Here is a 22,091-nt window from a genome sequence, read left to right as displayed (position 1 = left end):
GGAGCGCAGCGCAGGGGCCGGATGATGGGAGCCGACGGTTTTTGGTCCCTTTTTGCCACGACAAAAAGGGACCCGCCGTAAGGGCGGAAAGGTGAGTCGGCGTCGCCATCGCAAACGGACTGTACGCCCGATCAGAACCAGCGCTTAAGCTTTGGGCTTTTGGGCCTTTGGGTTGTGCGCTTTCACATCAAGTAGACATTCATTCACGATGTAGGCGCCTATTCACCTTTCCGCCCTTCCGGCGGGTTACTTTGGTCGTGGCCAAAGTAACCAAAACCGTCGGCTCCCATCATCCGGCCCCTACGCTACGCTTCGGGGTCCCCTCGCTCCGGGCTTGCTCCCGGGAGGACCGCGCTGCAGGCCCCATCCTGGGGCCCAGCGCTTGACGGGCATCCATGCCCGTCACCTCCCTCCGCAAGCCCTGCGCTCGGCCTCCTGAAGTCGCAATCTGCGTCGCCTGAACTACCGCGCGCTTAGAAGCAAAAGCCAAAGCAAGAACAAGAGCAACGGCGCTCTTCCAGGCACACCAGGCCGAGGGCAGCCATGCCGGCGATGTCCTTATCCAGATGACCGGGCAGAACCTCACCGAATGCATCGGCGGTGCCGGCCGATCACCGAGTTCGCTTTTCGCTTTTGATTTTGCTTCTAAGCGCGCGGTAGTTCAGGCGACGCAGATTGCGACTTCAGGAGGCCGAGTGGAGGCCTTGCGGAGGGAGATGACGGGCATGGATGCCCGTCAAGCGCTGAGGCCCCATGGATGGGGCCTGCAGCGCGTGCTCCCGGGAGCAAGGCCGGAGCGAGGGGACCCCGGAGCGCAGCGTAGGGGCCGGATGATGGGAGCCGACGGTTTTTGGTCCCTTTTTGCCACGACAAAAAGGGACCCGCCGTAAGGGCGGAAAGGTGAGTCGGCGTCGCCATCGCAAACGGACTGTACGCCCGATCAAAACCGGCGCTTAAGCTTTTGAGCTTTTGAGCTTTTGGGTTGTGCGCTTACACATCAAGCAGACATTCATTCACGATGTTGGCGCCTATTCACCTTTCCGCCCTTCCGGCGGGTTACTTTGGTCGTGGCCAAAGTAACCAAAGCCGTCGGCTCCCATCATCCGGCCCCTGCGCTGCGCTCCGGGGTCCCCTCGCTCCGGGCTTGCTCCCGGGAGGACCGCGCTGTAGGCCCCATCCCGGGGCCCAGCGCTTGACGGGCATCCATGCCCGTCACCTCCCTTCGCAAGCCCTGCGCTCGGCCTCCTGAAGTCGCAATCTGCGTCGCCTGAACTACCGCGCACTTAGAAGCAAAAGCAACGGCAACGGCAACGGCAACGGCAACGGCGAGAGCAAGGGGTCTGCCAGAGCAGACATTTCGCCATTAAACAGCGGCATGAATTATCTGGCGATTAGGCCCGCGACCCAAATGCATACTTTCAGGCATAAAAAAATACCGCACTGTCACCAGTGCGGTATTTTTCAGGTGAAGCCTGAACGATCAACGCTCCAGCAGAATCCGCAACATGCGGCGCAGCGGTTCGGCGGCGCCCCACAGCAGCTGGTCACCCACGGTGAACGCGCCCAGGTACTGCGAACCCATGTTCAGCTTGCGCAGGCGGCCAACCGGGATGTTCAGGGTGCCGGTGACCTTGGTCGGGCTCAGCTCCTGCATGCTGATTTCACGCTGGTTCGGCACCAGCTTCACCCAAGGGTTATGCTGGCTGATCATGCCTTCGATGTCGGCGATCGGCACGTCCTTGTTCAGCTTGATGGTCAGCGCCTGGCTGTGGCAGCGCATGGCGCCGATGCGCACGCAGATGCCGTCTACCGGGATCGGGCTCTTGAAGCGGCCAAGGATCTTGTTGGTTTCGGCCTGGGCCTTCCACTCTTCGCGGCTCTGACCGTTCGGCAGTTCCTTGTCGATCCAGGGGATCAGGCTGCCCGCCAGCGGCACGCCGAAGTTCTCGGTCGGGAACGCTTCGCTGCGCATGGTCTCGGCAACCTTGCGGTCGATATCGAGGATGGCGCTGGCCGGGTTGGCCAGGTCATCGGCCACTGCGGCGTGGGTAGCACCCATCTGCTTGATCAGCTCGCGCATGTTCTGCGCGCCGGCACCCGAAGCCGCCTGGTAGGTCATGGCGCTCATCCACTCGACCAGACCGGCCTCGAACAGGCCACCCAGGCCCATCAGCATCAGGCTGACGGTGCAGTTGCCACCGATGTAGTTCTTGGTACCGGCGTCCAGCTGCTGGTCGATGACCTTGCGGTTGACCGGATCAAGGATGATCACCGCGTCATCCTGCATACGCAGGGACGAAGCGGCGTCGATCCAGTAACCCTGCCAGCCGGCTTCACGCAGCTTGGGGAAGACCTCGTTGGTGTAGTCGCCGCCCTGGCAGGTCAGGATAACGTCGAGGGTCTTGAGTTCTTCAATCGAATAAGCGTCCTTGAGGGGCGCTGTATCCTTGCCCACGTTCGGACCCTGGCCACCAACATTGGAGGTAGTGAAGAACACCGGCTCGATAAGGTCGAAATCCTGCTCCTCCAGCATCCGCTGCATGAGCACGGAACCGACCATACCGCGCCAACCGATCAGACCTACACGTTTCATCGCAACTACACCTTTGCTAAAAGTGGGCCGCCACCGGGAATTTTGGGGGGCGGGCCAGAGAGATTACAGATTCCGCAGCGCTGCGACTACTGCGTCGCCCATTTCCTGCGTACCAACTTTGCGGCAGCCTTCCGAGAAGATGTCGCCGGTGCGCAGACCCTGGTCCAGAACCAGGCTCACGGCCTTCTCGATCGCCTCGGCGGCAGCCGACTGATTGAAGCTGTAACGCAACATCATCGACACCGACAGGATGGTCGCCAATGGGTTGGCGATGCCAAGGCCTGCGATGTCCGGTGCCGAGCCGTGGCACGGCTCGTACATGCCCTTGTTGTCGGCATCCAGGGACGCCGAAGGCAGCATGCCGATAGAACCGGTCAACATGGAAGCTTCATCCGACAGAATGTCACCGAACATGTTGTCGGTCACCATCACGTCGAACTGCTTGGGTGCACGCACCAACTGCATGGCAGCGTTGTCGACGTACATGTGGCTCAGTTCCACGTCCGGGTAGTCCTTGGCCACGTCCTCGACCACTTCACGCCACAGCTGGCTGGAGGCCAGAACGTTGGCCTTGTCCACCGAGCACAGTTTCTTGCCGCGCACGCGGGCCATGTCGAAGCCGACACGGGCAATACGGCGCACTTCGCTTTCGCTGTACGGCAGAGTGTCGTAGGCCTGGCGTTCGCCGCCTTCCAGCTCGCGCTGGCCGCGCGGGGCACCGAAGTAGATGCCGCCGGTCAGCTCACGGACGATGAGAATGTCCAGGCCCGACACGATTTCCGGCTTCAGCGACGAGGCATCGGCCAGTTGCGGGTAAAGGATGGCCGGGCGCAGGTTGGCGAACAGGCCCAGTTGCGAGCGGATCTTCAGCAGGCCTCGTTCCGGGCGGATGTCTCGCTCGATCTTGTCCCACTTCGGCCCGCCCACAGCCCCCAGCAGCACCGCATCGGCCTTGCGCGCACGCTCCAGGGTTTCGTCGGCCAGCGGCACACCGTGTTTGTCGATGGCGGCACCGCCAATCACGTCGTGCGCCAGGCTGAAGCCGAGCTGGAACTTGTCGTTGGCCAGTTCCAGTACCTTGACCGCTTCGGCCATGATTTCCGGGCCGATACCGTCACCTGGGAGAATCAGAATCTGCTTGCTCATGCTTTCCTCTATCCATTCACGCGGTGTGGCCAAGCGGGCCCCACCGAAAAGTGCTTAACGCTCGGCCCACAACACCAGCACATCGGTGCTGAACGAGCCGTCGGACTCGATCTGGTAATACTGCCGTACTTCTTCGCCCATGGCTTGCTGCAACTGGCGGATGGCCACGCGCATCGGCTCGGGGGTGCGCATGCGCTCAACCCAGGTGCTCCACTCCAGGCGCAGCGACTGGCGGGTGTGGCTGCGCACGCGCAGGCCGGCCTCGCTGACCTGGCGTTGCCACTCGGCGACGGAGTAGTCGCGCACATGGCTGGTGTCGCGCAGCACTTCGACCGTTTGCAGGTAAGTGTCGAGCAGCGGGCTGCCCGGCGACATCACGTCGATGAACGCCGCCACACCACCGGGCTTGAGCACCCTGCGCACTTCGCGCAGGGCCAGGCCCAGGTCGCTCCAGTGGTGGGCCGAATAACGGCTGAAGACGAAGTCGAACGAAGCATCGGCGAACGGCAGGCGTTCGGCAGCGCCGCGTTCGGTAATGATATTGCCCAAGCCGCGTTCGGCGGCGGCGCTGGCGACCACGTCGAGCATGGATTGAGAGAGGTCGTAGGCGACCACTTCGTTAACCAGCGGGGCGACGTGGAAGCTGACATGACCGGCACCGCAGCCCAGGTCCAGCACGCGGGCATGGGCCTGCCCTGCCAGCTCGGCCTGCAGCAGGGCGAATTCACTGCCTTGGGCGTGCACGGCGCTGCTGAGGTAGGCGCTGGCCTGTTCGCCGAACTGGCGTTGGACCACATCGGTGTGCTGGGTGCTGGTCATGTCTCGTTCCTTTAGATTTTTGTTGCCTGTGCCGGCCTCTTCGCGGGTAAACCCGCTCCTACAACGACCGCGTAACCCTCTGTAGGAGCGAAGAGGCCGGCACTTTCACCTACGAACTTCAGGCATCACGGAACAGCCAAGGCTGGCTGGCACGGTGCTTGGCTTCGAAGGCCTTGATCGCGTCGCTGTCCTGCAGGGTCAGGCCGATATCGTCCAGACCGTTGAGCAGGCAGTGCTTGCGGAACGCATCGATCTCGAAGTGCAGCACCTTGCCATCCGGGCGGGTCACCGCCTGCGCCTGCAGGTCGATGGTCAGCTGGTAGCCCGGGTTGGCTTCGACCTGTTTGAACAGCTCGTCAACTTCCTCATCGCTCAGAATGATCGGCAGCAAGCCGTTCTTGAAGCTGTTATTGAAGAAAATGTCGGCAAAGCTCGGCGCAATGATGCTGCGGAAGCCGTACTCGTCCAGCGCCCAAGGGGCATGCTCACGGCTGGAGCCGCAACCAAAGTTCTCCCGCGCCAGTAACACGCTGGCACCCTGGTAGCGCGCGTGGTTGAGCACGAACTCCTCATTGACCGGGCGCTTGCTATTGTCCTGGTAGGGCTGCCCCACATCCAGGTAACGCCACTCGTCGAACAGATTCGGGCCAAAGCCGGTGCGCTTGATCGACTTCAAGAACTGCTTGGGGATGATCTGGTCGGTGTCGACGTTGGCACGGTCCAACGGTGCGACGAGGCCAGTGTGCTGGGTAAAGGCTTTCATGCTGCGCTCCCTTGGATCAACTCGCGGACATCGATGAAGTGGCCAGCTACAGCAGCAGCGGCGGCCATGGCCGGACTGACCAGATGGGTACGACCACCGGCGCCCTGACGGCCTTCGAAGTTGCGGTTGGAGGTGGACGCGCAGTGCTCGCCGCTTTCCAGGCGGTCCGGGTTCATCGCCAGGCACATCGAGCAGCCTGGTTCACGCCATTCGAAACCGGCTTCGAGGAAGATCTTGTCCAGGCCTTCACGCTCGGCCTGAGCCTTGACCAGCCCCGAGCCCGGTACGACGATGGCTTGCTTGACACTGGCAGCCACCTTGCGGCCCTTGGCGATTTCCGCCGCTGCGCGCAGGTCCTCGATTCGCGAGTTGGTGCACGAGCCGATGAACACACGGTCAAGCTTGATATCGGTGATCGCCTGGTTGGCGGTCAGCCCCATGTACTTCAAGGCACGCTCGATCGAACCACGCTTGACCAGGTCGGCTTCGGCAGCCGGGTCTGGCACACGCTGGTCGACAGCCAGAACCATTTCGGGCGAAGTGCCCCAGCTGACTTGTGGCTTGATCTGGCTGGCATCCAGTTCCACCACGGTGTCGAATACGGCGTCGTCATCCGACACCAGGTCTTTCCACGATTCGACCGCTTGCTTCCACTGCTCGCCCTTCGGCGCGTACGGACGGCCTTCGACGTAGGCAACGGTGGTGGCATCGGTCGCCACCAGGCCCACGCGGGCACCGGCTTCGATGGACATGTTGCAGATGGTCATGCGGCCTTCCATCGACAATTCGCGAATGGCACTGCCAGCGAACTCCATGGCGTGACCGTTGCCACCGGCGGTGCCGATCTTGCCGATCACGGCCAGCACGATGTCCTTGGCGGTAACGCCGGCCGGCAATTGGCCTTCCACGCGCACCAGCATGTTCTTCATCTTCTTGGCGACCAGGCACTGGGTGGCGAGCACGTGCTCGACCTCGGAGGTGCCGATGCCGTGGGCCAGGGCACCGAAGGCGCCGTGGGTGGAGGTGTGCGAGTCACCGCAGACCACGGTCATGCCCGGCAAGGTGGCGCCCTGCTCCGGGCTGATGACGTGGACGATGCCCTGGCGCTCGTCGTTCATCTTGAATTCGACGATGCCGTATTCGTCACAGTTCTCGTCGAGGGTCTGCACCTGCAGGCGCGACACCTGGTCGACGATCGCCTCGATACCGCCCTTGCGCTCTGGCGTGGTCGGCACGTTGTGGTCCGGCGTGGCAATGTTGGCGTCGATACGCCACGGTTTGCGGTTGGCCAGGCGCAGGCCTTCGAAGGCCTGGGGCGACGTCACTTCGTGGATGATGTGGCGATCGATGTAGATCAAGGACGAGCCGTCATCACGGCGCTTGACCTCATGGGCTTCCCAGAGTTTGTCGTAGAGCGTTTTGCCAGCCATCAGACTGTTCCTCATCAGCGTCTTTCTATGCCAAAGACCCCTTGGCTTGTACGGACGATGCTATGGGGTTAGATTGAATAACTCAAATTCATAATTTTTATGCTTTGGATAACCCAAAGGAATACACCACCATGGACCTGGCCAACCTCAGTGCTTTCATCGCCATTGCTGAAACCGGCAGCTTTTCCGGCGCAGCCGAACGCCTGTTCCTGACTCAACCGGCCATCAGCAAACGTATCGCCGGCCTGGAGCAGCAACTGGACGTGCGCCTGTTCGACCGCCTGGGGCGCGAGGTGACCCTGACCGAAGCCGGACGTGCCCTGCTGCCGCGGGCCTACCAGATCCTCAACGTCCTTGATGATACCCGACGGGCGCTGACCAATCTGACCGGGGCCGTGAGCGGTCGCCTGACCCTGGCCACCAGCCATCACATCGGCCTGCACCGCCTGCCCCCGTTGTTACGGGTCTTCACCCGCCAGTACCCGGCAGTGGCGCTGGATATTCAGTTCATGGATTCGGAACAGGCCTACGACGAGATTTTGCATGGCCGCGCCGAAATCGCCGTTATCACCCTGGCGCCCGAGCCACACCACTTGGTCAAGGCTGTGCCGGTGTGGGACGACGCCCTGGACTTCGTCGCCGCCCCCGAGCATCCGCTGGCCAGCAACCAGGCGGTCAGCCTGGCTGACGTCGCCCGCCACCCGGCGGTATTCCCCGGTGGCAATACCTTTACCCACCATATTGTCCAGCGCCTGTTCGAAAGCCAGGGCCTGACGCCGAACATCGCCATGAGCACCAACTACCTGGAAACCATCAAGATGATGGTGTCGATCGGCCTGGCCTGGAGCGTACTGCCACGCACCATGCTCGACGAGCAGGTTGCACCCATCGCTTTGCCCGGCATACAGCTGTCGCGCCAGCTAGGCTACATTCTGCACACGGAGCGTACGCTATCGAATGCGGCCAGGGCATTCATGGCCCTGCTCGACAGCCACTCAGGGCCCACCTGACCGGTTGTCAGCCAGCCATTCCGATTCCAAGGACACGCCATACGCCACAGGTCTGGTACCAATGCCCAAATCAGCAAACCGCTTTTTGCGCCTGCCGCGAATACCTGCAGCTGATCCACAGGAATCCGAGCAGGCCTGGCAGAACGCCCCGCAGCTGCTGGCAGCGCTCAACGGTGCGCGCCTGGGCGCCTGGCTATGGGATATCGAAAGCGGCAGGGTCAGTTGGTCGCGGGGCACCCAGGCCCTGTTCGGTTTCGACCCACAGCAGCCACTGCCTGCCGACATCGATTACCTCGACCTGCTGCCCCAGGAAGACCGCGCCCGTACGCGCCAGGTGTTCCAGGCGGTGGTCAACGGCGAGCCAGTGGAACAGGCCATGCGCCACCGTATCCGCTGGCCGGATGGCAGCCTGCACTGGCTGGAGATCAACGGCAGCCTGACCCATGACCTGCACGGCCGGCCGCAGATGATCGGTGTGATCCGCGAGATAACCCGCCAGCGCGAGCGAGAAACGGCGCTGATCAATTCGGAAAAGCGCTTTGCCACACTGTTCCACCTGAGCCCCAACGCCATTTTGCTGACCCGCCGCCACGATGGCATGATCTTCGAGGTCAACCAGCACTTCGAAGACATGTTCGGCTGGCCCGGCAGCCAGGTGATCGGCAAGACCAGCCTGGAACTGGGCCTGTGGGTCAACCCCGAACAGCGCCACCAGATAATCGAGTCGACCCGCGCCAACGGCGGCCCGCTGACGATGGAGGTGCAATTCCGCGCATCCAGCGGCAAGGTGCATGACGGCATTCTGTGCACCCAGGGCATCGAACTGGAAGGCGTGACCTTCCTGATCAGTACATTCGTCGACACCACCGAACGCAAGCGCGCCGAGCAGGCCCTGAAGGACAGCCAGGAGCGCCTGGACCTGGCCCTGGATTCGGCACAACTGGGCACTTGGGACTGGCACATTCCAAGCGGAATGCTCTACGGTTCGGCCCGCGCCGCGCAGCTGCATGGCTTGCCGCCCATCCCCTTTCATGAATCGTTCGATGCATTCTTCGAGGGCGTGCCGGAGCAAGAGCGCAACTCGATGCGTCAGGCCTACCGTAGCCTGCGCGAAGGGCCTGCCGGCAACTATCAGATCACCTACCGGGTACAGTTGGAAAACGGCGCTTCACGCTACATCGAAAGCCGCGCGCGGCTATACCGCGACGACCAGGGCATCCCCTTGCGCATGGCTGGCACCTTGCTCGACATCACCGACCAGGTGGAACGCGAGCAGCGCCTGAGCGCCTCGGAAGAGAAGTTTGCCAGCCTGTTCCAGGTCAGTCCCGACCCGATCTGCGTCACCCGTCAGGACACCGGCCAGTTCATCGAGATCAATCCGGCGTTCACCCAGACCTTCGGCTGGAGCAGCGAGCAGGTGCTTGGGCGTACCGCAGAGGAGATCGGCCTGTGGGCCGAGTCCGTTGAGCGCGCGCAACGTATCGAGCAGGTGATCCGCGAACAGGCGTTAAGCAACGTCGCAGTGATACTCAACCACCGCAATGGCACCCCACTGACCTGCGTGATTTCCAGCCGCCTGATCACCGTCGACGACCAGCCGTGCAGCGTTACCACCCTGCGCGACATCACCCAGCAACAACGCGCCGAAGCAGCGCTGAAGTCCAGCGAGGAGAAGTTCGCCAAGGCCTTCCACTCCAGCCCCGACGCCATCACCATTACCGAACGCCACAGCGGCCGCTACCTGGAAGTCAACGACGGCTTCTGCCGCCTGACCGGCTACAGCACTGCCGACGTGATCGGCCACACGGTGTATGAGATCGGCATCTGGGCCGACGACAAGCAGCGCAGCGCGCTGCTGGCCGAATTGCGCGAGCGCGGCCGGGTACACCACCGCGAGATGCTCGGGCGAAACAAGCGTGGCGATATCCTCACGGTGGAGGTTTCGGTGGAACCGATCACCCTCAACGAAGTGGACTGCCTGCTGCTGACTGCCCGCGACGTCAGCCAGTTGAAGAACGCTCAGGCGCAGATACGCCACCTGGCCTATCACGACCCGCTGACCAACCTGCCCAACCGCGCCTTGCTGATGGACCGCCTGAGCCAGCAGATCGCCCTGCTCAAGCGCCATAACCTGCGTGGCGCCCTGCTGTTCCTCGACCTTGACCACTTCAAGCACATCAACGACTCGCTGGGCCACCCGGTGGGCGACACCGTGCTGAAGATCATCACCGCCCGTCTGGAGGCCAGCGTGCGTCTGGAGGACACCGTAGCGCGCCTGGGGGGCGACGAGTTCGTGGTACTGCTCAGCGGCCTGGAAGGGAGCCGCGAACACGTGGAAGAGAAAGTGCGCGAGCTGGCCGACACCCTGCGCGAACTGCTGGCCGAGCCCATGTCACTGGATGGCCAGCGCCTGCAAGTGACGCCCAGCATCGGCGTGGCGCTGATCCCCGACCACGGCACCACACCGGCTGACCTGCTCAAGCGTGCCGATATCGCCCTGTACCGGGCCAAGGACTCCGGTCGCAACACCACCCAGCTGTTCCACACCACCATGCAGAAGGCCGCCAGCGAGCGCCTGCGCATGGAAAACGACCTGCGCCTGGCCTTGGCCCGTGGCGAACTGGCGCTGCACTTCCAGCCGCAAGTGGATGCCCGCGACAACCGCATCGTCGGCGCCGAAGTACTGCTGCGCTGGCACCACCCGCAACTGGGTCAGCAACCGCCCTCGCAGTTCATCCAGGTACTGGAAGAAAGCGGCCTGATCCTTGAAGTCGGCAGCTGGATTCTCGACGAGGCCTGCGACGCCTGCGCCCGCATGCTCACCGACGGGCTGATCGACGCTGATGATTTCAGCCTGTGTGTGAACATAAGCCCGCGACAATTCCGCCAGAACGACTTTGTCGGGCGGGTGCTGCGCAGCCTGGACGATTATCGCCTGCCGCGGCAGATGCTGACGCTGGAAATCACCGAAGGCATCGTCATCCAGAACCTGGAAGACACCATCAGCAAGATGCGCGAGCTGAAAGGCTACGGGGTGAGTTTTGCCATGGATGACTTCGGCACCGGCTATTCCTCGCTGACTTACCTGAAGCGCCTGCCGGTGGATGCGCTGAAAATCGACCAGAGCTTCGTACGCGACGCCCCTGTCGACCCCAACGACGCAGAGATTGTCCGCGCCATTGTCGCCATGGCGCGCAGTCTGGACCTGGCGGTGATTGCCGAAGGGGTAGAGCTGACCGAACAGCTGGCGTTTCTCGAGCGACTGGGGTGCCATCTGTACCAGGGTTATCTGCACAGCCGGCCATTGCCGTTGCCGGAGTTTCGGCAGATGTTGCTGGAGGCGCCGGCAGATTACTGATGGCATGGCTCTCGCGCACCTACGGAACGGCGCGAGAAGCACGAAAAAGGGCACCTCTGGAGGTGCCCTTTTTCATTGCAGTGCGATCAGTTCAGCGCTGGTTTTTCGCCATTGATCGGAATGCGCTTGGCCTTGGCTTCTTCTGGCACGATGCGCAGCAGGTCGATGCTGAGCAGGCCATTGGCCAGGCCGGCGGCCTTCACTTCGATGTGATCAGCCAGGCGGAACGACAGCTTGAAGGCGCGCTGTGCGATACCCTGGTGCAGGTAGGTCACTTCAGCGGCGCTGTTGTCGCGCTTGCCACCGGTCACGGTCAGGACACCTTTTTCGACCTGCAGGTCGAGGTCCTCTTCCTGGAAACCGGCTGCAGCAACCACGATGCGGTAGTGGTCATCGCCATGCTTTTCCACGTTATAGGGCGGGTAGCTGCTACCGGCCTCGTTACGTGCCGCGGATTCGAACAGGTCGTTGAAACGGTCGAAACCAACGGAATGGCGGAACAGTGGAGCAAGAGAGAAAGCAGTAGTCATGGTCATAAACTCCTGAGATTCAGCAAGTAGGTCATTACGCGACCCGACTTCGGCATCGCGTACTCAAAAGATATGGCCGAGGGAAATGCTTTCAAGGGGTAAATAGAAAAAATTAGATTTTTTTGCACGGGGTTTGATGGCCTCTTCGCGGGTGAACCCGCTCCTACCACGGCCTGTGCCCCGCCACCGACCTGTGTCCACCACCGCTCCGGCGTAGGAGCGGGTTTACCCGCGAATACGGTAGCGGCGGCAACGCTGAACGGCGGGTGGAAATTGGCTAGCAGGGCCGGCCTCTTCGCGGGTAAACCCGCTCCTACGAGGGCCTGCGCCCAATCACCGACCTGTGTCCACCACCGATCCGGCGTAGGAGCGGGTTTACCCGCGAATACGGTAGCGGCGGCAACGGTGAACGGCGGGTGGAAATTGGCTAGCAGGGCCGGCCTCTTCGCGGGTAAACCCGCTCCTACGAGGACCTGCGCCCAATCACCGACCTGTGTCCACCACCGCTCCGGCGTAGGTGCGGGTTTACCCGCGAATACGGTAGCGGCGGCAACGGTGAACGGCGGGTGGAAATTGGCTAGCAGGGCCGGCCTCTTCGCGGGTAAACCCGCTCCTACGAGGGCCTGCGCCCAACCACCGACCTGTGTCCACCACCGATCCGGCGTAGGAGCGGGTTTACCCGCGAATACGGTAGCGGCGGCAACGCTGAACGGCGGGTGGGGATTGGCCAGCAGGCCCGGCCCTTTCGCGGGTAAACCCGCTCCTACGAGGGCCTGCGCCCAATCACCGACCTGTGTCCACCACCAATCCGGCGTAGGAGCGGGTTTACCCGCGAATACGGTAGCGGCGACAACGGTGAACAGCGGGTGGGGATTGGCCAGCAGGGCCGGCCCTTTCGCGGGTAAACCCTCGCCTACGAGGGTCTGCGCCCAATCACCGACCTGTGTCCACCACCGATCCGGCGTAGGAGCGGGTTTACCCGCGAATACGGTAGCGGCGGCAACGGTGAACGGCGGGTGGAAATTGGCTAGCAGGGCCGGCCTCTTCGCGGGTAAACCCGCTCCTACGAGGGCCTGCGCCCAACCACCGACCTGTGTCCACCACCGATCCGGCGTAGGAGCGGGTTTACCCGCGAATACGGTAGCGGCGGCAACGGTGAACGGCGGGTGGGGATTGGCCAGCAGGCCCGGCCCTTTCGCGGGTAAACCCGCTCCTACCACGGCCTGTGCCCCGCCACCGACCTGTGTCCACCACCGCTCCTACCACGGCCTGTGCCCCGCCACCGACCTGTGTCCACCACCGCTCCGGCGTAGGAGCGGGTTTACCCGCGAATACGGTAGCGGCGGCAACGGTGAACGGCGGGTGGGGATTGGCCAGCAGGCCCGGCCCTTTCGCGGGTAAACCCGCTCCTACGAGGGCCTGCGCCCAATCACCGACCTGTGTCCACCTCCAATCCGGCGTAGGAACGGGTTTACCCGCGAATACGGTAGCGGCGGCAACGGTGAACGGCGGGTGGGGATTGGCCAGCAGGCCCGGCCCTTTCGCGGGTAAACCCGCTCCTACCACGGCCTGTGCCCCGCCACCGACCTGTGTCCACCACCGCTCCGGCGTAGGAGCGGGTTTACCCGCGAATACGGTAGCGGCGGCAACGGTGAACGGCGGGTGGAAATTGGCTAGCAGGGCCGGCCTCTTCGCGGGTAAACCCGCTCCTACGAGGACCTGCGCCCAATCACCGACATGTGTCCACCACCGATCCGGCGTAGGAGCGGGTTTACCCGCGAATACGGTAGCGGCGGCATCGGTGAACGGCGGGTGGAAATTGGCTAGCAGGGCCGGCCTCTTCGCGGGTAAACCCGCTCCTACGAGGACCTGCGCCCAATCACCGACATGTGTCCACCACCGATCCGGCGTAGGAGCGGGTTTACCCGCGAATACGGTAGCGGCGGCAACGGTGAACGGCGGGTGGAAATTGGCCAGCAGGGCCGGCCCTTTCGCGGGTAAACCCGCTCCTACAGGTGCAGTACCAGAGGCCTGCTCAGGCGACGCAAGCCTCCAGGGCTTGAGCCTCTACCCCCAGCAACCGGCTGATCCGCGCGCAGTCATCTTCCCGGCGCAACTCGGCAAACAACACCACCGCTTCAGGGTAACTGCGAGTCAGCATCGCCAGCCACTGCTTCATCCGCCCCGGCGCATAACGCGGCGACAATTTGGCCTGAGCCTGACGCCAGAACTCACGCAACAGAGGCAACAAGTCCTGCCAGCTCATCGGCTGATAGTCGCGCCCGTCCCGCGCCGCCGCAATCTGCAGGCCCAGGTCCGGGCGCGATACCAGCCCACGCCCGAGCATGATGTCTTCAGCGCCACTGACCTCGCGGCAACGCCGCCAGTCATCAACCGTCCAGATCTCGCCATTGGCGAACACCGGCACCTTGACCACATCCTGTACCCGCGCCACCCACTCCCAGTGCGCTGGCGGCTTGTAGCCCTCAACCTTGGTCCGCGCGTGCACCACCAGGTGTGCCGAACCGCCCTCGGCCAGCGCCGTGGCGCACTCCAGCGCCCCGTCGGGGCTGTCAAAGCCCAGGCGCATCTTCGAGGTCACCGGGATATTCGCCGGTACTGCACGCCGCACCTCACGCACAATGGCGTGCAGCAACTCTGGCTCTTTGAGCAGTACCGCACCACCTCGCGACTTGTTCACTGTCTTTGCCGGGCAACCGAAGTTCAAGTCGATCACCGGCGCCCCAAGCTCGCAAGCCAGTGCGGCGTTTTCCGCCAGGCATACCGGGTCCGAACCCAGCAATTGCACACGCATGGGCACACCGGAAGCGGTGCGCGCGCCCTGGCGCAGTTCAGGCGCCAGCTTGTGGAACGAGGACGCCGGCAACAGACGGTCGCACACGCGAATGAACTCGGTGACGCACCAGTCGATACCGCCCACGCGGGTCAATACGTCGCGCAGGATGTTGTCGACCAGCCCCTCCATGGGGGCCAGGGCAATTTGCATGTCGGGGTCTCAGCGGAAAAAGCCGGCAGTTTAACAAAAATTGCCGGCGACTCAGGCACCGATCAGCGCCGGACCGTAACCCTCGACGAATTCCGCCGGCATGCGCCTGGGCTTGCCGCTGGACAGCTCGATGCAGGCAAAGGTGGTTTGCGCGCGCAGCAGTGTCACACCATCGCGCGGGCGCTTGAGCTGAAAACGCCGGGTCATGCGCAGGCGCTGGTCCCAGTCAATGATCCAGGTGGCCAGTTGCAGCTCGTCGTCCTCATAGGCAGCGGCCAGGTAGTCGATTTCGTGGCGCACCACGGCCATCGCCCGGTCAAGGCGCCGGTATTCGGCCAGGTCCAGCCCCAGGCGCTGGGAATGGCGCCAGGCGCAACGCTCAAGCCAGGTCACGTAGACCGCATTGTTGGCGTGGCCAAGGCCGTCGATGTCCTCGCTGCCGACGCGCAGGTCGATGACGAAGGGTGTTGCCAGGTCCCAGCTCATTTTCGCTTCCTTGGCGCAAAAGGCGATTTAGCAGCGATCTGCGGGGCAATGTCCAGCCCCTGTGAGCCTGAGGCGGTCGTTATAGGGGCGGGCTTGCCCGCGAATCAGACACCGCGGTGGATGGCCCCGGCGGCGATACCGATATTCGCCGCTGAAGCCGCGCCGACACTGACCGCCTCAGCCCGAGCCAGCAATTCGAGCACGGCTTCACTCAGCCGCGGGTCGGCCAGCACTCGCTGGTGACCACCCTCTTCCAGCAGCATCAGCCGGCTGTCGAACCAGGCCTTGTGGATGACATGTGCCTCATCTGCGGACACGAGAGCATCATCGGCAGCATGCACCACCAGCCCCGGCAGCTCCAGCTGGTAACCCGTGACATCCAGCCGCGCAATCTGCATGCCCACATCGCGCTCGATCTGGCGAATGAACGCTGCCCGTGCCCGGGCTGGCAGCCCCAGGCGATGGGCAAAACCACGCAACACACCGAGCAACCGCGCCGGCGCTGCAATGCTGACAGCCGCCTCTGTACGCAGCCCCATCTGCAAAGCCAGCAGCACGCTCGCCCCACCCATGGAATGGCCAATGACTGCACGCAAGGGCGGCAACTCAGCCGCAGCCTCAAGCAGCGCCCGGGCAAACAGCACCACATTCGCTTGCTCGCCAGGCGAACGACCATGCCCAGGCCCTTCCAGCGACACCACCGTATGCCCCGCCTGAACCAAGGTCTCGATCAAGGCGGCAAACTGCGTCGGGCGCCCCTCCCAACCGTGCATCAGCAGCACGGTCGGCCCTTGACCCCAGCGCAAGGCAGACAGACCGAAGCGCAGCGTAATGCGCTCGGCGCTGGCCAGCACAGGCAGTTCCCAATCCCGCGGCGGCAGGTTGCGCGGAGTCATGAAGGCTCGGCGCATCTTGCCCGCGACATGCTCGGGGGCCAGGCGGCCCAAGGTGCCATTGACACCGCGAATCCAGCTCAGGGTGGTCATCGCCATGCTCCAGGTTTAAAGCACCGCCGATTTGGCGGCGCGCAGAATACGGTCAGACAGGTCACTGGTCCCCAAGGCCCGGGCCAGCGCCAGCCCCCCAACCATCAGGGCCAGGTCGGCCAGCGCTTTGTCGGCATCCTCAGGGCGGTCAACCATCGCGGCAGTCATCAACTCGATGTGCTCGGCCAGCACCTCGCGGAAGACCTCCGGCAGGCGCTGCATTTCGCCCAACGCGTTAGGCAGCGGGCAAGCATGCACTTCGCAGTCCCGGTGCTTGCGCGAGAGGTAGAAGGCGCCAGCCAGCGCTCGCCGCCCGGCGCCATCGAGACTGGGGTCGATCTGGGCGAGCAAGGCTCGGCGCTCACCCAACAACTGGCGGAACGCCTCGAGCATCAGCTCGTCCTTGCTGTCGAAGTGTGCGTAGAAGCCGCCGACGGTCAGGCCTGCCGCACCCATCACCTGGCTGACGCTGGGCTCGGCCGGGCCGTGCTGGATCAGCGCAGTGCGCGCAGCCTCCAGAATGCGTTCGCGGGTTCTGCTCTTCTTGTCGCTCATCGGGCACGCACCAAACAAAATATGATGATCGAAATATTATTCTCATCATATTTTTTGGCAAGCAGAATCTGCGACCGCTTGTCGGAGGGAAAATTATTGGGGAAGGAAAAAACAAAAGGCCCATTCAATAAGCGAATGAGCCTTTAAAGTCCCGCAAAACGCGGGTAAACGTGGCGTCCCCTAGGGGACTCGAACCCCTGTTACCGCCGTGAAAGGGCGGTGTCCTAGGCCACTAGACGAAGGGGACGTAACCTTCGCGAAGATCCACTCGTGTGAACCCTGGCAGAAATGGTGGAGCTAAGCGGGATCGAACCGCTGACCTCCTGCATGCCATGCAGGCGCTCTCCCAGCTGAGCTATAGCCCCGAAACAAAAGGCTCATCAATAATCGACGAGCCTTTTTAAGCCCTGCAAAACGCAGGAAAAGTGGCGTCCCCTAGGGGACTCGAACCCCTGTTACCGCCGTGAAAGGGCGGTGTCCTAGGCCACTAGACGAAGGGGACGTAACCTTCGTGCCGATCCGCTAACGCGAACCGCGGCAAAATTGGTGGAGCTAAGCGGGATCGAACCGCTGACCTCCTGCATGCCATGCAGGCGCTCTCCCAGCTGAGCTATAGCCCCGGATTTCTAGCCTCGCGGCCCAGCGACATACCAACATCGCTTGTTTAAAACTGGCGTCCCCTAGGGGACTCGAACCCCTGTTACCGCCGTGAAAGGGCGGTGTCCTAGGCCACTAGACGAAGGGGACGAACCTTCTTACCTTCAAGACCCGGTTGCTGGACCCGGTCTTGCTTATCAGCCTTGGCTGCTAAGCGGAATTTGGTGGAGCTAAGCGGGATCGAACCGCTGACCTCCTGCATGCCATGCAGGCGCTCTCCCAGCTGAGCTATAGCCCCACAATGTCGCTTTGAACTGAACCGCTGGCTGGGTGCCTGGCGTTTCGTTTTCGTTCATCGCTGTGGACGGGGCGCATATTAAGATCGGATTGCAGGGCTGTCAAACTAATTTTCAAAAATGTTCAAAAATTTTTTCACAGATAACAATCACTTACCGCCCTGCCCCGGTTTTTTGGGGCTTAGTTGGCCTGTGGGAGCGGGCGTGCCCGCAAATGCGGTATTGAATTTACCATTGCATTCGCGGGCACGCCCGCTCCCACAGGTTAGGTGCAAAGCTGAATCAGGCGATGGAAGCCAACAGCTTCTCCCACTCTTTGTTTTCTTTCTTCGACACACCACCCAGCAGGTCCAGGGCCTGGCGCAGGCGGTAGCGGGTCAGGTCAGGACCGAGGATTTCCATGGCGTCCAGCACCGAAACCGAGCTGGCCTGGCCGGTGATGGCGGCGAACATCAGCGGCATGGCGTCACGCAGCTTCAGCTCCAGCGCCTCGACCACGGCCTGGATGCAACCGGTGATGCGCTCTTTTTCCCACTGGCGCAGGCTTTCAAGCTTCCACAGGATCAGCTGGATCACCTGACGCACCTGGTCGGCCGACAGTTTCTTGCTTTCGAACAGCTTGGCGTCCAGCTTGAGCGCGCCTTCGAAGAAGAACCCGCCCAACGGGGCAACCTGGCTGAAGGTTTCTACCCGGCCCTGCACGTGCGGGGCAATCTTCATCATGTAGTCGCTGTTGAACGCCCATTTCTGCAGGCGTGCGGCGAATTCCTCTACCGGCAGCTCGCGCAGCCACTGGCCGTTGAGCCAGGACAGCTTCTCGATGTCAAAGATCGGGCCGCCCAGCGAGATACGCGACAGGTCGAAGTGCTCGACCATTTCGGCCAGCGAGAACTTCTCGCGCTCGTCAGGCATCGACCAGCCCATGCGGCCAAGATAGTTGAGCATCGCTTCAGGCATGAAGCCCATGCGCTCGTAGAAGGTGACCGAGGTCGGGTTCTTGCGCTTGGACAGTTTGGATTTGTCCGGGTTGCGCAGCAGCGGCATGTAGCACAGCTTGGGCTGCTCCCAGCCGAAGTACTCGTACAGCTTGATCAGCTTGGGCGCCGATGGCAGCCACTCTTCACCACGCAGCACGTGGGTGATGCCCATCAGGTGGTCGTCGACCACGTTGGCCAGGAAGTACGTCGGCAGGCCGTCGTTCTTCATCAGTACCTGCATGTCCATGCGGTCCCACGGGATCTCGACATCGCCGCGCAGCATGTCCGGTACCACGCAGATGCCTTCGCTCGGCACCTTCATGCGGATCACGTGCGGCTCGCCAGCGTCCAGGCGGCGCTGCACTTCTTCGGCGCTCATCAGCAACGCACGGCCATCGTAACGCGGGGTTTCGCCGCGGGCCTGCTGCTCGGCACGCATCTGCTCCAGCTCTTCGGCGGTGCAGAAGCAGTAGAAGGCGTGGCCGGCGTCTACCAGTTCCTTGGCGTACTTGGCGTAGATTTCGCCACGCTCGCTCTGCCGGTAAGGGCCATGCGGGCCGCCGACATCCGGGCCTTCGTTCCATTCGATGCCAAGCCAGCGCAGAGCGTCGAAGATCTGTTGCTCCGACTCGCGCGTGGAGCGCAGCTGATCGGTGTCTTCGATGCGCAGGATGAACTCACCGCCGTGCTGCTTGGCAAAGCAGTAGTTGAACAGGGCGATGTAGGCAGTGCCGACATGGGGGTCGCCGGTAGGCGATGGCGCAATACGCGTGCGTACGGTGGTCATGGAGAGTCTCGAACGAAAGATGAAACAAAGGCGGGATGTTAGCAGGAGGCGGGCACCGGGCTCCAGCAATGGCGCGAACGTCACTTGTCGACAGGCCCGGCGCCGCTGTTAAATTTGTTTACATTTCTGGAACGATAGTCCCCATGCCTGCCCAACTCAAACGCCGCCTGACGATCTTCTTCACCCTGGTGGCCATCATTGCCCTTGCCTTCCTGGCCCACTGGTACTTCAAGGGCCGCTTCTACGAAAGCACCGACAACGCCTACGTGCAGGGCGAGATCACCCGTATCTCCAGCCAGCTCGGCGCACGTATCGAAACAGTGCCGGTCGAGGACAACCAGCACGTCAGCAAGGGTAGCTTGCTGGTGCGCCTGGAAGCCGCCGACTTCGAGCTGGCGGTCGAACGCGCCCGTGCCGCCCTGGCCACCCGCGAAGCCGAGTATGCGCAAGCGCAAAGCCGCCTCACCCAACAAGGCAGCCTGATTGCCGCCGGCCAGGCCCAGTTGGCGGCCACCCAGGCCACGTTCGACCGCTCGCGGCTGGACCTGAGCCGCGCGGAGAAGCTGCGCAAACCGGGTTTTGTCTCCGAAGAGCGGGTCACTACCCTGTCGGCGGACAGCCATGTCGCCGGCTCCCAGGTCGACAAGGCCCGCGCCGACCTGCAAAGCCAGCGCCAGCAGGTCACCGCCCTGAACGCCGAGCTCAAGCGCCTCGATGCGCAAATCGCCAATGCCCGCACCGACCTGGCCCAGGCCGAACTGAACCTGACCCGCTGCGAAATCCATGCGCCGATCAGCGGCACCATCGGCCAGCGTAATGCGCGCAATGGCCAGGTGGTGCAGGCCGGTGCCTACCTGCTGTCGATCGTGCCGGATGAAGACATCTGGGTGCAGGCCAACTTCAAGGAAACCCAGATCGGCCGCATGCACCCCGGCCAGCGCGCAGAGCTGCTGTTCGACAGCTACCCAGACACACCGATCGAAGGCCGGGTGGACAGCCTGTTCGCCGCATCCGGTGCGCAGTTCAGCCTGCTGCCACCGGACAACGCCACCGGTAACTTCACCAAAGTTGTGCAGCGCATCCCGGTAAAACTCACGTTCCGCGCCGACAACCCGTTGCATGGGCGTATTCGCCCCGGCATGTCGGTGACCGCCACTGTCGACCTGCGCAGCGAAGACGAAAGCCACAATGGCCGGTGACCAACTGCTCCGCCCCACGGCGGAGCCAACCCGGCGCGACTGGATCGCAGTGATGAGCGTGATGCTCGGCGCCTTCATGGCAGTGCTGGACATCCAGATCACCAACTCCTCGTTGAAGGACATCCAGGGCGCCCTGTCGGCGACCCTGGAAGAAGGCTCATGGATTTCCACCTCTTACCTGGTAGCGGAAATCATCATGATCCCGCTAACAGCCTGGTTGGTGCAGCTGCTGTCGGCGCGGCGCCTGGCAGTGTGGGTATCCGGCGGCTTCCTGCTGTCGTCGCTGCTATGCTCGATGGCCTGGAACCTGGAGAGCATGATCCTGTTCCGTGCCTTGCAGGGCTTCACCGGCGGCGCACTGATCCCGCTGGCCTTTACCCTGACCCTGATCAAGCTGCCCGAGCATCACCGCGCCAAAGGCATGGCGATGTTCGCCATGACCGCCACTTTTGCCCCCTCCATCGGCCCCACCCTGGGCGGCTGGCTGACCGAGAACTGGGGCTGGGAGTACATCTTCTACATCAATATCCCGCCGGGCCTGCTAATGATCGCCGGCTTGTTATACGGGCTTGAGAAGAAGGAGGCGCACTGGGAGCTGCTGAAAAGTACCGATTACGCCGGGATCGTCACCCTCGGCCTTGGGTTGGGCTGCCTGCAGGTGTTTCTCGAGGAAGGCCATCGCAAGGACTGGCTGGAGTCGCACCTGATCGTCGGCCTGGGCAGCGTTGCCCTGGTCAGCCTGATCACCTTCGTCATCCTGCAGTTTTCCAAGCCACACCCACTGATCAACCTGCGGATCCTCGGCAACCGCAACTTTGGCCTGTCGAGCATCGCCAGCCTGGGCATGGGCGTGGGCCTGTACGGGTCGATCTATCTGCTACCGCTGTACCTGGCGCAGGTACAGGGTTACAACGCCTTGCAGATTGGCGAGGTGATCATGTGGATGGGGATTCCGCAGCTGTTCCTGATCCCGCTGGTGCCGCAACTGATGAAGGTGATATCGCCCAAGGTACTATGCGCGCTGGGGTTTTGCTTGTTCGGCGCTGCCAGTTTCGGTTCGGGGGTGCTCAACCCGGACTTTGCCGGGCCGCAGTTCAACCATATCCAGATCATCCGCGCCCTGGGCCAGCCGATGATCATGGTGACCATCTCGCTGATTGCCACCGCGTATATCCAACAACAGGATGCCGGGTCCGCGTCGAGCCTGTTCAATATTCTGCGTAACCTCGGTGGCGCGATTGGTATTGCCTTGCTGGCCACCCTGCTGGATGCGCGGACCAAGGTGTATTTCGACTACCTGCGCGAATCGGTGGTGCCGAGCAACCCGCAGGTGGCTGAGCGGCTGGCGCAATTGGCGGAACGGTTGGGCAGTGACAATGCAGCGCTGGGCAAACTTAGCGAGATTACCCACCAACAGGCCATGATCATGGCGTACAACGATGCCTTCCACTTTGTCGGAATCGGGTTGGCGGTGAGCATGGTGGCGGTGTTGCTGACCCGCAAGTTGCCGGAGGGGTTGAAGGCTGGGGAAGCCCATTGAGGCTATTACAGA

15 protein-coding genes and 6 tRNA genes are annotated in these 22,091 nt (G+C 62.7%); 4 read left to right on the top strand and 17 right to left on the bottom strand.

Annotated elements, in window-relative coordinates; all coding sequences use genetic code 11:
• Window positions 1-1,480: 1,480 nt before the first annotated feature.
• The 5 genes from asd to leuC form a co-directional block, all read right to left on the bottom strand.
• Complete coding sequence (gene asd, locus J3A98_RS04990) at window positions 1,481-2,593, bottom strand: aspartate-semialdehyde dehydrogenase (protein ID WP_021784927.1); 1,113 nt, start codon at window positions 2,591-2,593, stop codon at window positions 1,481-1,483.
• 63 nt (window positions 2,594-2,656) lie between these two features.
• A complete protein-coding gene (gene leuB / locus J3A98_RS04985; RefSeq protein ID WP_003247194.1) occupies window positions 2,657-3,739 on the bottom strand; it encodes a 3-isopropylmalate dehydrogenase in 1,083 nt (360 codons plus the stop codon).
• Between the two features lie 54 nt (window positions 3,740-3,793).
• Entirely contained in the window at window positions 3,794-4,558 is a 765-nt protein-coding gene (locus tag J3A98_RS04980; RefSeq protein WP_209964451.1) for a class I SAM-dependent methyltransferase, read from the bottom strand.
• A 118-nt stretch (window positions 4,559-4,676) separates the two neighbouring features.
• A complete protein-coding gene (gene leuD / locus J3A98_RS04975; protein WP_003247192.1) occupies window positions 4,677-5,321 on the bottom strand; it encodes a 3-isopropylmalate dehydratase small subunit in 645 nt (214 codons plus the stop codon).
• Complete coding sequence (gene leuC / locus J3A98_RS04970) at window positions 5,318-6,751, bottom strand: 3-isopropylmalate dehydratase large subunit (RefSeq protein ID WP_003247191.1); 1,434 nt, start codon at window positions 6,749-6,751, stop codon at window positions 5,318-5,320. The genes leuD and leuC overlap by 4 nt, the downstream gene beginning before the upstream one ends.
• A 131-nt stretch (window positions 6,752-6,882) precedes the next feature.
• On the opposite strand from leuC, the gene J3A98_RS04965 reads away from it, so the two are divergent.
• Together J3A98_RS04965 and J3A98_RS04960 are read left to right on the top strand one after the other, a co-directional pair.
• A complete protein-coding gene (locus J3A98_RS04965; RefSeq protein WP_176685815.1) occupies window positions 6,883-7,761 on the top strand; it encodes a LysR family transcriptional regulator in 879 nt (292 codons plus the stop codon).
• A 61-nt stretch (window positions 7,762-7,822) separates the two neighbouring features.
• The gene (locus J3A98_RS04960) at window positions 7,823-11,119 is read left to right on the top strand and encodes a PAS domain S-box protein (RefSeq protein WP_209964449.1); all 3,297 of its coding nucleotides are present in this window, start codon (window positions 7,823-7,825) and stop codon (window positions 11,117-11,119) included.
• A gap of 86 nt (window positions 11,120-11,205) precedes the next feature.
• Here the strand turns inward: J3A98_RS04960 and J3A98_RS04955 are convergent, their stop codons facing one another.
• From J3A98_RS04955 to gltX, 12 genes are all read right to left on the bottom strand, one after another.
• Window positions 11,206-11,649 (bottom strand): Hsp20 family protein, encoded by a 444-nt coding sequence (locus J3A98_RS04955; protein ID WP_019437397.1) that lies wholly within the window; start codon window positions 11,647-11,649, stop codon window positions 11,206-11,208.
• 2,035 nt (window positions 11,650-13,684) lie between these two features.
• Window positions 13,685-14,656, bottom strand: a complete 972-nt coding sequence (locus tag J3A98_RS04950) for a tRNA-dihydrouridine synthase (RefSeq protein WP_209964446.1) — start codon at window positions 14,654-14,656, stop codon at window positions 13,685-13,687.
• Between the two features lie 51 nt (window positions 14,657-14,707).
• Entirely contained in the window at window positions 14,708-15,142 is a 435-nt protein-coding gene (locus J3A98_RS04945) for a thioesterase family protein (protein ID WP_003247186.1), read from the bottom strand.
• A 104-nt stretch (window positions 15,143-15,246) separates the two neighbouring features.
• Window positions 15,247-16,128: an alpha/beta fold hydrolase gene (locus tag J3A98_RS04940; protein WP_176685748.1), complete on the bottom strand. Its 882-nt coding sequence runs from the start codon at window positions 16,126-16,128 to the stop codon at window positions 15,247-15,249.
• 15 nt (window positions 16,129-16,143) lie between these two features.
• Window positions 16,144-16,683: a TetR/AcrR family transcriptional regulator gene (locus J3A98_RS04935; RefSeq protein ID WP_176685749.1), complete on the bottom strand. Its 540-nt coding sequence runs from the start codon at window positions 16,681-16,683 to the stop codon at window positions 16,144-16,146.
• A gap of 171 nt (window positions 16,684-16,854) precedes the next feature.
• Window positions 16,855-16,930: transfer RNA gene (locus J3A98_RS04930), tRNA-Glu, on the bottom strand.
• Window positions 16,931-16,972: 42 nt separating this feature from the next.
• Window positions 16,973-17,048, bottom strand: a tRNA-Ala gene (locus tag J3A98_RS04925).
• A 61-nt stretch (window positions 17,049-17,109) separates the two neighbouring features.
• A tRNA-Glu gene (locus tag J3A98_RS04920) sits at window positions 17,110-17,185 on the bottom strand.
• Window positions 17,186-17,227: 42 nt separating this feature from the next.
• A tRNA-Ala gene (locus J3A98_RS04915) sits at window positions 17,228-17,303 on the bottom strand.
• Window positions 17,304-17,354: 51 nt separating this feature from the next.
• Window positions 17,355-17,430: transfer RNA gene (locus tag J3A98_RS04910), tRNA-Glu, on the bottom strand.
• Window positions 17,431-17,502: 72 nt separating this feature from the next.
• Window positions 17,503-17,578 (bottom strand) — tRNA-Ala (locus tag J3A98_RS04905).
• Window positions 17,579-17,858: 280 nt separating this feature from the next.
• Entirely contained in the window at window positions 17,859-19,340 is a 1,482-nt protein-coding gene (gltX, locus tag J3A98_RS04900) for a glutamate--tRNA ligase (RefSeq protein WP_010952995.1), read from the bottom strand.
• A gap of 143 nt (window positions 19,341-19,483) precedes the next feature.
• On the opposite strand from gltX, the gene J3A98_RS04895 reads away from it, so the two are divergent.
• Entirely contained in the window at window positions 19,484-20,539 is a 1,056-nt protein-coding gene (locus J3A98_RS04895; RefSeq protein WP_209964444.1) for an HlyD family secretion protein, read from the top strand.
• A 49-nt stretch (window positions 20,540-20,588) separates the two neighbouring features.
• Window positions 20,589-22,079: an MDR family MFS transporter gene (locus J3A98_RS04890; protein ID WP_176685756.1), complete on the top strand. Its 1,491-nt coding sequence runs from the start codon at window positions 20,589-20,591 to the stop codon at window positions 22,077-22,079.
• Window positions 22,080-22,091: the final 12 nt, after the last annotated feature.

The sequence above is a fragment of the Pseudomonas sp. BP6 genome (genome assembly GCF_017875935.1).
Lineage (GTDB): Bacteria > Pseudomonadota > Gammaproteobacteria > Pseudomonadales > Pseudomonadaceae > Aquipseudomonas > Aquipseudomonas putida_Y.
The sequence above is the reverse complement of the archived record's forward strand: the minus strand, read 5'-3'. Positions and strand labels throughout refer to the sequence as shown.